The following is a 12,048-nucleotide window of genomic DNA, read 5'->3' on the forward strand; positions in this document are numbered from 1 at the left end:
CGAACTGCCAACGCATGGAGTGCTGATGTACGGCCGGCCGATGTCACCGCCGCAGCCCCGCCCGTCCGGTCCCGGCGCGAGGGCGATGGCGGCTCGGCTGTTCTTCGCGGCGTTCCCTCTGCTGTCCCTCGGTTTCCTGGGCTGGGTCCCCGCGCTGCGCCTCGCGATCCAGCGCCGCCGACCACTCGACTGGGCGCTGTTCGGTCTGAGCGTGGTGCTGTGCGTGGTTCTGGTCGTCCTCGCCAGCCGGATGTCGACCGACCCCGACGTCCAGACCCCCGAGGACGACCAGGCGGTCGTGTTCCTGCTGCTCTACGTGCTCGGCGCCACCGTCCACGCCCTCCTCGGCGACCGGTTCGTCCGCCCGTCCCCGTACCGCCGCCCAGTGGCTCCCGCGTACGGGTACCCCGGCCCGCAGCGTGGGGGTTACGCCCAGCCGCACCCCCCACGGCCGCAGCAGCCCCTGCAACCGCGGTTCCCGCACCAGCAGCAGCCCGCGCCGCAGCCGTTCCCGCACCCCTCTCCGCCTGCGCAGTCGTCCCGGCCCGCGTCACCTGAGCCCGTACCGTCCGGGAGCGCGCCGCCGGAGCCGCAGCCCGGTTCGCCCCGGATGCGGCAGGTGGCCTCCGAGCTGGACGAGCTCGACGAACTGCTCCGACGGCGGGAGGGCCGTTGATCGGCCGTCTCGTCGCAGGCCGCTACGAGCTGACGGAGCCGCTCGGCAAGGGGGCCATGGGGCAGGTGTGGGGTGGCCACGACCGCGGCCTCGGCGGGCGTCCGGTGGCGGTGAAGCTGATGAACTCCCACCGGATGGCCTCGCTGTCCGGCCTCTCCGACCTCTACGGCAGCCCCGGCGGGCCCGGCCGCGGCGCCTACGAGGAGCTGCGCGAGCGCTTCGAGCGGGAGTGTCGGGTGACCGCGCAGATCGACCACCCCGGACTGGTCACGGTCTTCGACGCGGGCCGGGATGACGACGAGCTGTTCCTGGTGATGCAGTGGGTGGACGGCAGCGGCCTCGGGGACCACCTTGCCGAGAACGAGCCCTACCCGTGGCAGTGGGCCGTCGCCGTGGTCACCCAGCTGTGCTCGGCGACCGCCGCCGTGCACGCCGCCGGGATCATCCACCGGGACCTGAAGCCGGGCAACGTCATCGTCCGACCCGACGGGCGGGTCGTGGTCCTCGACCTGGGCATCGCGGCGGTTGCCTCCGCCGGTGACACCACCCGGCTCACCCGCACCGGCGCCCTGATCGGTACCCCGGTCTACATGGCGCCCGAGCAGGCCACCGGCGGCACCCCGGTCGGCCCGGCCGCCGACCTCTACGCGCTCGGCGTCCTGCTCTACGAACTCACCACCGGCCGGGCCCCTTTCCTCGCGCCCGAGGCGGCCGGTCTGCTGTACAAGAAGCTGCACGAACAGCCGGAGCCGCTGCGTCGGCTCCGCCCCGAGATCCCCGAGGTGCTGGCCGATCTGGCCCACCGGCTGCTGGACACCGACCCGGCCGCGCGCCCCGCCGACGCGCACGAGGTCCACGAGGTGCTCCGGCCCCTGCTCCCGCGCCACCCGCTGCCCGGCGCCGCCGCCCTGCCGTTGGACCCGACCCGGCCGTTCCGTGAGCCGATGGCCCCCTGGCCCGCCCGCCGCCCCGCGGAGCCTCCGCCGCGGGGCGGCACCGCGTTCGCCGCGTCCGCCCCGGACCCGCGCAGCCGGGGCGGCTTCGGGCCGCCCGCGTACGGCCCGACCGGGGGCTTCCCCGCCGCCGGACCGCCACCGCCGCACGGCCCGGTATCGTCCGGCGGCGGCCCGCACTCCGGCGGCGGACTCGCCGGGACCCTGACCGAGGTGCGCCGCCTGCTCGCCGCCGGCCGGTACACGCTGGTCGCCGACATGCTCGGCCAGGCACTCCCGGCCGCCGTCGCGGAGCACGGCGAGGGCTCCCCGGTGGTCCGCACGCTGCGCAAGCAGTACGCCGCCACCCTCGTCGACACCGGGCAGTACGCCAGGGCGCTGCCGGAGATCACCCGGCTGATCCAGGAACTCACCGCGGAGAAGGGCCCCTACGACCCGGCCGTGGTCCAGCTCCGGCAGGACGAGGTCTTCTGTCGGCAGCAGCTCAGCGGCGGCTGACCGCGGCCGGCCGCGCGGTTCGCGGACCGTACGCCGAGAGTTCACCCGGACGTCCCCCGGGTGGCATCCGCTGCGTTGGTCACCTGGCTACGCTCACGGAACGGAGGCCGGTCACCGGCCGGGGCCTCCGGATGTGTCCGCGGCGTCTGGAAACCAACACGTGCCCAAGCTCTCTGTCATCGTTCCTTGCCACAACGTGCAGGACTTCGTCCCCGACACCCTGCGCAGCCTGGCCCTGAACGCGGGACCGCAGGTGGAGTTCCTGCTGGTGGACGACTGCTCGACGGACACGACGGGGGAGCTGCTCGCCCGCGCCGCGCGGGAGTGGCTGCCGGGCGCCCGGGTGCTCACCCACGCGCGCAACCTCGGCATCGCCGCGGCGCGCAACACCGGGATCGACGCCGCCCGCGGCGACTACCTGACCTTCCTCGACGGCGACGACTGGTACGCCCCGGGCTACCTCGACGAACTGCTGCACGCCGCCGAGGACCTGCACTGTGACTTCGTGCGCACCGATCACGTGCAGTGCACCGGTACGGAGCGGGTGGTGCGCCGGGCGCCCGCCCGGTGCCGGGACGCGGTGGCCGACCCCCGGGACGCGATCGCACCGGCCTCGATGGAGACGATGGTCGACTACCCCTTCGTCTGGGCCGGCGTGTACCGCCGCTCGCTCTTCGACCAGCGTTCCGCGGACGTGCCGCCGGCTCAGGACGCGGGCCCGGCCCCGCAGGCGGTCGCCGCCCCGACCGCGTCCACGGCACCGGACGGGACCGGGGTGCGGTTCCGGCCCGAGCTGCGGACGGCGGAGGACCGGGTGTTCATGTGGCAGCTCCACCTGCGGGCGGAGTCCTTCGCCACCGTCGGGCTGCTCGGGGTGTTCTACCGCCGAGGGGTGACCACCTCACTGACCCAGATCAGGGACGCCCGCCAGTTGGACTTCATCCCGGCGCACGACCTGGTCCTGGCCGAGGTCGCAGCCGACCGGGAGGCGGACCGCTTCCTCCCCAAGATCGTGCGTACGTACTGCGCGATGCTCGCCTTCCACGCGGCCGGAGCCCAGCGGTACGAGCCGACGGCGGCCCGGCAGCTGAAGCGGGACTCGGCCGCCGCGCTGCGCCGGATGCCGCCGCCGGTGCTGGAGGCGACCTTGCGCGACCTGGACCCGGAGCGCAGAAAGGCGCTGCGGCGCCTGCTGGGCGGAACACGGAGGGCAGCCTGACCATGGCCCCGAACAGCCCGAACAGCCCGAACAGCCCGGGTGCGGCGGCCGTCTCCCGGCCCGCGGCGCCCCGCCGGGCGCAGATCTTCGAAGTCTCCACTCTCTACGGCGCCGCCACCCTGGCGGCGGCACTGGACGCCGGCCGGTTCGGCTCCGCCGACCGGGCCCACCGCGTCCTGCTGGTGTCGCAGAACGCGGCCGTACCGGAGACCGCCTCCCGGCTCCGGGACATGGCCGGCTGGCACCGACTCACCACCCGCTTCGACGCGGTGGTCGACTGGAACCACACCATCCGCCCGCACCACCCGAGCGGCTGGGCCCCGGCCGCCAACGACTCCCCGGTGTGGCAGCGGATGTTCCGTGCCTCCTGGGGTCTGGGCAACGGTCCGGTGGACCTGGTCGTGGAGTCCGTGCACGTCAGCCCGGCCAAGGCGCTGTGCACGATCTTCGCCGATGCCGAGATCCACGTGTACGCCGACGGGCTGATGAGCTACGGCCCCACCCGGGAGAAGCTTCCGCAGGCCACCGCCTGCCGGATCAGCCGGGTGCTCCACCTCGACCTGGTGCCGGGGCTGCGGCCGATGCTGCTCTCCGAGTACGGTGTCCCCGGCGAGCTGGTGCCGGCGGCGTCCTTCCGTGGGGTGCTCGACGAACTGGCCCACGGCGAGGACCTGCATCTCGAACCTGCCCCCACCGCCGTCCTGCTCGGCCAGTACCTGGCCGCGCTCGGCATTCTCACCGTGGACGAGGAGGAGGCGCTGCACGAGCGGATGCTGCGTGGCGCCGCCGCGGCCGGGCACCGTGCGGTGCTGTTCAAGCCGCATCCCACCGCCCCGGCCCGGTACTCCAAGGTCCTCGACAAGGCCGCCGCCGACGCCGGGGTCGCCCTCACCGTGCTCGACCGCCCGATGCTGGCCGAGACGGTGTTCGAGCGCCTGCGGCCGAGCCTGGTGGTGGGCTGCTTCTCGACCGCGATGCTCACCGCGGCGACCTGCTACCGGGTGCCCGTGGCACGGGTCGGCACCGAGGAACTGCTGGACCGGCTCACCCCGTACCAGAACAGCAACCGGGTGCCGCTGACCCTGGTGGACGCCCTGGTGCCCACCGTGGAGGCCGGTGGCGAGCGGGTCGCCGACGACCCGTCGGCCGCCGCCCGGGTCGGCCCGCTGGTCCGGACGGTCGGGTACTGCATGCAGGCCGACCGCTACCCGGAGCTGCGGCCCGAGGCGGAGGAGTGGCTGCGGGCGAACCTGACGGGGGACACCGCCCGCTACTTCAAGCGCCGCCGGCTCACCGCCCTGCAATTGCCCGGCGGTTTCGCGCCCGGGGTGGTGCGCAGGCTGCCCGGCACCGGGACGGCGCTGCGGGCTGCCCGCAAGGTCAAGCGGAAGCTGCGCTGACCCTTCCCGCACTGTTCACCTCCGCGGTGTCCGCCGGACATCGCGGAGGCCGGGCGCGGCGGGCACCGTGCGCGTCCTGTCGCCCAACAGTGGAGAACCATGAGGACGAAGTGGCCCTTCAAACCGGACGTGTCCGGTCCGCTCACCCACTGCGCGCAGGAGTGCGCCGACTACCTCGCGGGCCTGGACGCGTCACCGGGGCGTGAGCCGGAGCGCACGCGACTGGCCGCAGCCCTCGGCGCGCTGCTGGCCGCGCACTCCCGGCACCCCGGCGGCACGCCGGGCACGGAGCTCTTCGACGCGCTGCTGCGCGCCGGCGACCGGGCGGTGGAAGCAGGGGGACGGTCGGAACTGGCCCTGGCCGCACGCCTCGCGGACACCGCGGTGGCGGTGCGCCGCAACTCGCGTGGCGCCTGGCGGCTGCGCGCACTGGCCTTGGACGGCCTCGGGCGCCACCAGGCCGCCGGAGAGGCCGTCGCCCGGTACGCGGAACTGGCGAGCGACGGCTCCGTGGGTGTCCGCCGCCTGGGGGAGCTGATCGACGCCAAGCGGGCGGCGCTGGTGGAGGCCGCCGCCCGCTGCGCGGAGCTGCCCGGTGACGGCCCGCCGGAGGCCCGGGCGTTCGCGGCCGCGGTGGCCGAGGAGCAGCACCCGGAGGCGGTGCGCGCCGCATTCACCGCCCACCTCACCGCCCGGCTGGCGGCGGCCGGTGCGGCCGGTGCGGACGTCCGCCGGCTGGCCGAGCTGTACGCGGACTTCTGCCGTGCGCTGGACCGGGAGCCGATGCCCGACCCGCTGCTGGGCGGCACCGAGCCGCTCGGCGTGTGGGACCTGCGCAACCGCCTCGCCGGACGGTCGGTGTGCGTGGTGACCGGCCGGGTGCCCGCCACCGCGCTGGAAGGGTACGACGTGGTCGTCCGGTGCGGCACCTTCCGGGAAGGCGAGCGTGCCGACGTCCACGCCGTCACGGCCGAGGGCACGGCCTGCTGGGACCGTCCGGTCACCGCGCGGCTGGTGTTCGGCGACCCCGCCGCGCAGTGGCGGCAGGCGATCCGCCGGGCGGTGCCCGGCGCGCAGCAGTACCTGGGCGACGACTCGCTGCGCCGTCCGCTCCAGGACCCCGCGCTGCTCGGCGAGGACGACTGGGACTCCGTCCGCACCACCAGCACCTTCACCGTGCTGCGACTGCTGGACTTCCTCGACGTCACCCCCTGCGTCGACCTGTTCGGCTTCGGCCTGCTCCGGCCCGAGGAGCGCGACTGGGTGACCGCCCGGGCGAAGAACAGCACCGAGACAAGGACCGCGTTGCGATGACCTCTGCGAGCACCCCCGCGCGGACCGGCGGCCGGGCCCCTTCCGCCGTTCGGCCCCTCGCCGCCAAGCCCCGCACGGCCTTCCTCTGCCGGACCGACGCGGACGGGCTGGCGGACGTCCCCACCCTGCTGCGGAGCATGGCCCTGACCAATCCGGAGTGCTGCGAGGACTTCGTCCTGCTGCACACCGGCCCGGACGCCGACCCGGACGACCCCGACGCGGGGCTGCCCGCTGAGGCGGTGGCGGCCCTGCGCCGCCTGCACCCCCGGATACTCGTCCGTCCCCGGCGGCCCACCGGGCGCGGCCCCGGGCACGAGGGCGGAAGCGCCACCGGTCACGACAGCGTGTACCCGCTGGAGAGCGGCTGGCTGCTGCGGCCGGGACTGGCCGTGCAGCGCACTCCGGACGTCGGGGAGCGCCGCCGCTACCTGCTGGACGACGAGGCGTTCCGGGCGGCTTACTGCGCGCTGCCCGGCGGAAAGCACCCGGAGCTGCTGCTGCACCTCGGGGTGCCGCTGCTCGCCGCGCGGCCCACCGTGGACCTGGCCCGCACCCTCGGGCTCGCCCACTACGACCGCGGCTGCTACCGCGAGGCGGTCGAGGTGCTCGCCGGCGCCGACGCCAAGGCCAACCAGCCGCGGTTCCACGAGACGCTGGGCAGTGCGCTGATGGCCTGCTCCCGCTACGACGAGGCGGAGACCCACCTGCTGCTGGCGACCGTCTCCCCCGAGGTGGCGCCGAAGGCGTTCAGCCGGCTCGCCCGGCTGGCCTGGCTGCGCGGCGACGAGGCGACGGCCCGCGAATGCGCCTGGCAGGGCCTCGACGCGGAACCCGTCAACCGCACCTGCCGTGCCCTCCACCTCGGCGACGGCGACCGGCCGGACGCGGCGTTCGGGCGCGGGGCGCAGGACGGACCGGAGGGCGAGCCGCTGCCGCCGGCGGAGCAGTTGGCGCACGCGGCGCTCTACGCGTCGGGGCAGGAGAACGCCGGGGACAAGGTGCTCCCGGAGGCGGTGCGGCGCTCGCTCTCCGGGTGGACCTCCGGGGAGATCGGCCCCCGCGGCTGGCACCCGGTACCGGTGCACCGGCTCTTCGACGAGGCCGCCCTGGAGGAGGTCAACGCCCGGCGCGGACTGGTCGTCGGCGGGGGAGGGCTCTTCCTTCCGGACACCTGGCCGAACGGCACCAGTGGCTGGCAGTGGAACGTCCCCGACGAGCTGCTGGCCCGGATCACCGTGCCGCTGGCGGTCTTCGCGGTCGGTTTCAACGTCTTCGACGGCCAGTCCTACGCGCGCGAACGCTTCACCGGCAGCCTCTGCACCCTGGTCGAGCGATCCGCGTTCTTCGGGCTGCGCAACCGCGGCTCGGTGGAGAAGGTGCGGGAGCTGCTCCCCGCCGGACTGCGCGAGAAGGTCGGCTACCAGCCGTGCCCGACGACCGTGATGCGGCTGCTCGCCCCGGGCGGGGACGCGCCGGTGCTCCGGGACGGCGGCGTCCTGCTCAACTGCGCCTACGACCGTGCCGGCCTCCGCTTCGGCCGCGGCTACGGGCACTTCCTGGCGGAGATGGCCGACGCGGTGCGCCGGCTGCGCACCCGCGCCGACGTCCGGTACGCCCCGCACACCCCCGCGGACGAGCGGTTCGTCCACGACCTGCGGCGGGAGCACGGCATCAGCCTGCCGGTGGAGCCGCTCTACGACCTGGACAACGCGCGGGTCCTGGACGTCTACCGGCAGGCCGGGCTGGTCATCGGCATGCGCGGGCACGCCGGGATGATCCCGTTCGGCTGCGGCACCCCGGTGCTCAGCCTGGTCTCGCACCCCAAGCTGGCCTACTTCCTCGCCGACATCGACCGCCCGGAGTGGGGCGTCTCGGTGCACGACCGGCAGTTGTCGGGGCGCCTCACCGAGCGGGCCTTCGCCCTCCTGGACTACCAGGAGGCGGCCGTCGCCGACGTCCACGGCCGGCAGGAGCTGCTCTGGCGGACCACCCGGGAGAACCTCGCCGTACTCGCCGGCCACCTGGGCGCGCCGGCCGCCGCGGCCGTCCCCGGGGGCCGCCGCTCCCCGGACGGCGCCGCCGCCGTCCGGGGCTGACCCCGGGAGCGGCGGTACGCAGGCGGGCCCCGGGGGCCGGGTCCGCGCAGGCCACCGGCGTCCGCCCGCCTGCGGCTGTCCCCGCCGGGCGGGCTCAGCCGAGCCAGCGGCGCAGACGCAGCCGGCCCCAGAGCAGGCTCGCGGAGTAGGAGAGCAGCACCGTCACGATCACGGCCGCGACCAGCCGGAACGCGGCGGCCGGTGCGCTCAGGTCCGCCGTGGCGAAGCGGCGGACCAGCTCCTCGACGAAGAACACGTGCACCAGGTAGGCGCCGAGCGCGGCGCCGGCCAGCCTGCTCAGCCGCGGCCGCCACCGTTCGGGGATACGGACCCGGGACACCAGCAGCAGGAGGCAACCGGTCGTCGCCGCGACGAAGAGGTGCGCGTTGGGGATCACGTACTGGATCTGGGTGTTGTACCAGACGCAGCCCGCGTACGCGGCGAGCAGCACCGGCACCAGCCACCCGCGGCGGAAGGGCAGCTTCCCGGCCGGGATCGCGAACAGCAGCGCGCCCATCACCGCGTAGACGACCGAGTACGTGCCGAAGCCCCAGCCGAAGGACGGCGCCTCCCGTCCGGTCACCTCGTCGAGGGTGCTCAGCAGGCTCGGCCCGCAGGCCACTGCCAGCAGTGCCGCGCCGAGCCCCCAGGGCCGGCGTCCGGCCTTGACCAGCATCGCGAAGGCGAGAACGGCGATGATCGGCAGGTACGCGTACATGAACCACAGGTGGTAGGCCGGGCGCACCGAGCCGAACACCGCGGCCACCGCGAGTTCCGTCATCGGTTCCTGGTTGCGGTCCCGCAGCCAGGCCCACACCAGGTACGCGGCCGTCCACACGAAGAGCGGAATCCCGTTGCGCAGCAGCCGGGCGCGGACCTGCCCGGAGTCCCTGGGAGGCGCCCCGACGAGGACCGCCCAGCCCGCCATGGCGAAGTACATCGGCACCGCGAACTCGTTGGCCGAGTCGGCGAGGTGGCCCACCCAGTACGCTCCGGGCCCCTCCGACTCCTGCCGGTCCACCGCGGCGATGAACGTCGCGGCGACATGGCCGAGCATGACCGCGCAGGAGCAGATCAACCGCATCAGGTCGACGTCGTAACGATGCTCGCGGGCGGGCGCGGAGGGCTCCCGGGTCTCCGGTGCGGGAGGCGGCCCGGTGCGGGCCTCCGACCGGGCGGGGCGGCTCTCCGGCCGGTCGGCGCTGGGGCCCGGGTGCGGTCCCGGTGCATGCACGGCGGCTTCGTTGGACACGGCGACACTCTTGGGCAAGCGGGTGTACGGAACGGGAACGGCGGGCCAACTCCACGGCGCTTCCGCCGCCGGATCGGGCGCGATCCGCCCGTGCCGGCGGCGCCGCCCGTTCCCGGCGGCCGGCAGCGCCGGCACCGCACGCGGTTCCGGCGCTGTCGAAGTGGTGGAGACTGCGCGTCCCCGTGCCTAAGATCGAACACCGTCAGGTCGCTGCGCCGCCGCACGACCACCGCCGCTCCGGGAGGCCCCATGCACCGCCGTAGGACCGCGCTCTCCGTCTCCGCCGCAGCCGCGCTGCTCGCGGGGGCGCCGCTGCTCACCGGCTGCGGCAACGAGGCCCACCCGGGCGCGGCCGCGGTCGTCGACGGCGACCGGATCAGCGTCTCACAGGTCCAGTCCCAGACCCAGGCCGTACGGGCCGCCCAGCGCGAGGACCCGCAGGGCGACCAGCTCATCCAGCGGACCGGGGAGCTGTCCCGCTACACCCTGCACAACATGATCAGGCTCAGGGTCGTGGAGCGGGCGGCCGAGGAGAACGGTGCCGAGGCCAGCCGCCGCGAGGTGCAGGAGTACCGCGCCGAGCAGGCGCAGGCGGTGGGCGGCGAGTCCGGACTGCGTGCCCAGATGCTCCAGGAGCGGGCGGTGGCGCCGGACCAGATCGACGGCACGCTGCGCATGGACCTGCTGGTGCTGAAGATCGCCGAGGAGCTGGGCGTCGAACTGAACAGCCCGGACGCCGGCGAGGTGATGAACCAGCAGTTCGTCGAGACCGCGGAGGGCATGGGCATCGACATCAGCCCGCGATTCGGCGACTGGAGCAACGAACGGGTGTCGCTGACCGAGGCGGAGGTGCCCTGGCTGAAGGAGTCCGCGCCGGAGCCGCAGCAGGCGGCCGGCTGACCGGCGGGGCCGCGGCCCCGCCGGGTGGTGACGGGGGGCGGGGCCGCGGCGGCCCCGGGCGGGCGCGTTACATTCGACGGGTGATCGACACCCAGTCGGCCGGCGGGCCCGGCCGCATCGTCCTGCTCACCACCACCCACCGGGTCGCCCCCGGACTGCTCAGCTTCCCCGCCTGGGACACGCTCCGCAGCGCCGACCTGGTGCTGTGCGCCGACCCCGGGCACCCGCAGCTGCCTTACGTGCGGGAGGCCGCGGTCGAGGTGGTCACGGGGGAGTGGACCGCACGCGCACTCGTGGACCGGTGCGCGGGCGGGCACACCGCCGTCCTGCTGGCCGGAGCGGACGGAGAGCCCCGGCTCACGGACGACCTCGCTCGGCTGGCCGGCTCCGGCCGGGAGCGGATGCCCGACCTGGAGCTGCTTCCCGGCTCGTACGATCTGCCCGGCGCGCGGTTGCTCGACCTGGTCGAGGTGATGGACCGTATCCGGTCGCACTGCCCCTGGAGCGGGGAGCGCACCCACCGCGATCTGGCGAAGTACGGCATCGAGGAAGCGTACGAGCTGGTCGAGGCGATCGAGGCGGGGGACCGCGCGGAACTGCGCGAGGAGCTGGGCGACGTGCTGCTTCAGGTGGTCTTCCACGCCCGGATCGCACAGGAGGACCCGGACGAGCCGTTCTCGGTCGACGACGTGGCTGCCGGCATCGTCGCCAAGCTGGTCCACCGCCATCCGCACGTCTTCGGCGAGGAGACCGCCGAGACGCCGGAGGACGTGAAGGCGCACTGGCTGCGCACCAAGGGGGAGGAGAAGCGGCGCACCTCCGTGACCGAGGGGGTGCCGCTGGGGCAGCCGGCCCTGGCGCTGGCCGCGAAGCTGGCCGGCCGGGTCCGCACGGCGGGTCTCGGCGTCCCGCTGCCGGAGGGGGACGGCGTCGGCTACGACCTGCTGGCGCTGGCCGCCCACGCCGAAGCCGCCGGCACCGATCCGGAGACGGCCCTCCGCGCCGCCGCCCGTACCTTCCGGGACGCCGTGCTGGCCGCGGAGCGCGCCTGACCGGCCCGTGCCCCACCCGTGCCGGGCGGCCGCTCCGCCTGTCCCGGGTCCGCTCCCGCCGGGTCGCCCGGCCGGTCCTCGCGGGCCGATCCCCGCGGTCCCGCGGTGGTCCGTTCCGGCGGGTGCCCGGCTCCGGGGGTGAACCCCCGCGGGCTGGGTACTCGGCGGTCATGAACGAGAACGCCGAGTTCGTCGCGGCGCCGGACTTCCTGGTCGGCATCGCCCCGCTCGTCATCGGAGTGCTGGTCGTGGTCGGCCTGGTCCTGGCCGTCCGCTACGGGGTCCGGCAGCGCAGCCGCGACCCGCGCATCAGCAAGCCGCCCCTCGACACCCCGCCCGAACATCCCACCGGCTACGAATCCGGCAGCCGGACGGACGACGAGATGCCGCAGGACGGCCGTCGCCGCCTTCCGCACGAGCTCGACGGGCAGGGCACCGCCGGTACTCGCCCGGCGGCGGACCCGCCTCAGAACGAGGAGGACGGCCCCGGGCGCAGCCGACCGCTCTGATCCGCAGCCCGGCCCCGGAGCGCCCGCCCGGCCGCGGGCCTTTCCGGAGGTAGGGGATAGCGTCGGAGGGTGAACGCCCCCACCCCCACCTCCGGCCCGCCGCCCGACGCACCGCGCTCCACCACTCCCGCCCCCGGCTGCCCGGCCCACGGCGATCCGTCGGGCGTGCCGGCCGCGCC

The 12,048-nt window shown here is 75.1% G+C and carries 10 protein-coding genes; 9 read left to right on the forward strand and 1 reads right to left on the reverse strand.

Annotation, left to right across the window (positions count from 1 at the left end; genetic code table 11):
• The first annotated feature begins 40 nt into the window (after nucleotides 1-40).
• The 6 genes from H300_RS0109680 to H300_RS25990 all read left to right on the forward strand — a co-directional run bounded on the left by H300_RS0109680 (nucleotide 41) and on the right by H300_RS25990 (nucleotide 8,156).
• Nucleotides 41-676, forward strand: a complete 636-nt coding sequence (locus H300_RS0109680; RefSeq protein ID WP_158678344.1) for a hypothetical protein — start codon at nucleotides 41-43, stop codon at nucleotides 674-676.
• Nucleotides 673-2,127, forward strand: coding sequence for a serine/threonine-protein kinase (locus tag H300_RS25980; protein WP_037979728.1), 1,455 nt, complete (start codon nucleotides 673-675; stop codon nucleotides 2,125-2,127). Before H300_RS0109680 ends, H300_RS25980 begins: the two co-directional genes overlap by 4 nt.
• A 160-nt stretch (nucleotides 2,128-2,287) precedes the next feature.
• On the forward strand, nucleotides 2,288-3,346 hold the full coding sequence (locus tag H300_RS0109690) for a glycosyltransferase family 2 protein (protein WP_028427278.1): 1,059 nt from the start codon (nucleotides 2,288-2,290) through the stop codon (nucleotides 3,344-3,346).
• Between the two features lie 2 nt (nucleotides 3,347-3,348).
• Entirely contained in the window at nucleotides 3,349-4,746 is a 1,398-nt protein-coding gene (locus tag H300_RS0109695) for a polysialyltransferase family glycosyltransferase (RefSeq protein WP_486583676.1), read from the forward strand.
• A 99-nt stretch (nucleotides 4,747-4,845) separates the two neighbouring features.
• Nucleotides 4,846-6,060: a hypothetical protein gene (locus tag H300_RS25985; protein ID WP_051269842.1), complete on the forward strand. Its 1,215-nt coding sequence runs from the start codon at nucleotides 4,846-4,848 to the stop codon at nucleotides 6,058-6,060.
• The gene (locus tag H300_RS25990; protein ID WP_078515851.1) at nucleotides 6,057-8,156 is read left to right on the forward strand and encodes a polysaccharide pyruvyl transferase family protein; all 2,100 of its coding nucleotides are present in this window, start codon (nucleotides 6,057-6,059) and stop codon (nucleotides 8,154-8,156) included. Before H300_RS25985 ends, H300_RS25990 begins: the two co-directional genes overlap by 4 nt.
• Nucleotides 8,157-8,250: 94 nt before the next feature.
• On the opposite strand, the gene H300_RS25995 is transcribed toward H300_RS25990, so the two are convergent.
• On the reverse strand, nucleotides 8,251-9,408 hold the full coding sequence (locus H300_RS25995; protein WP_486583677.1) for an acyltransferase: 1,158 nt from the start codon (nucleotides 9,406-9,408) through the stop codon (nucleotides 8,251-8,253).
• A 249-nt stretch (nucleotides 9,409-9,657) separates the two neighbouring features.
• On the opposite strand from H300_RS25995, the gene H300_RS0109715 reads away from it, so the two are divergent.
• From H300_RS0109715 to H300_RS0109725, 3 genes are all read left to right on the forward strand, one after another.
• Entirely contained in the window at nucleotides 9,658-10,308 is a 651-nt protein-coding gene (locus H300_RS0109715; protein ID WP_028427280.1) for a SurA N-terminal domain-containing protein, read from the forward strand.
• Nucleotides 10,309-10,379: 71 nt separating this feature from the next.
• Nucleotides 10,380-11,360 carry a nucleoside triphosphate pyrophosphohydrolase gene (locus H300_RS0109720; RefSeq protein WP_051269844.1) on the forward strand — a complete coding sequence of 327 codons (981 nt, stop codon included), beginning with the start codon at nucleotides 10,380-10,382 and terminating at the stop codon, nucleotides 11,358-11,360.
• A 170-nt stretch (nucleotides 11,361-11,530) separates the two neighbouring features.
• Nucleotides 11,531-11,869, forward strand: a complete 339-nt coding sequence (locus H300_RS0109725; RefSeq protein WP_028427282.1) for a DUF6479 family protein — start codon at nucleotides 11,531-11,533, stop codon at nucleotides 11,867-11,869.
• The last annotated feature ends 179 nt before the right edge of the window (nucleotides 11,870-12,048 follow it).

The organism is Streptomyces sp. TAA040 (assembly GCF_000424845.1).

Bases quoted from the DNA above. Each gene is read 5' to 3' on its own strand.
- H300_RS0109725 (WP_028427282.1), top strand. From the start codon at position 11,531: ATGAACGAGAACGCCGAGTTCGTCGCGGCGCCGGACTTCCTGGTCGGC.
- H300_RS0109680 (WP_158678344.1), top strand. From the start codon at position 41: ATGTCACCGCCGCAGCCCCGCCCGTCCGGTCCCGGCGCGAGGGCGATG.
- H300_RS0109695 (WP_486583676.1), top strand. From the start codon at position 3,349: ATGGCCCCGAACAGCCCGAACAGCCCGAACAGCCCGGGTGCGGCGGCC.
- H300_RS25985 (WP_051269842.1), top strand. From the start codon at position 4,846: ATGAGGACGAAGTGGCCCTTCAAACCGGACGTGTCCGGTCCGCTCACC.
- H300_RS25990 (WP_078515851.1), top strand. From the start codon at position 6,057: ATGACCTCTGCGAGCACCCCCGCGCGGACCGGCGGCCGGGCCCCTTCC.
- H300_RS0109715 (WP_028427280.1), top strand. From the start codon at position 9,658: ATGCACCGCCGTAGGACCGCGCTCTCCGTCTCCGCCGCAGCCGCGCTG.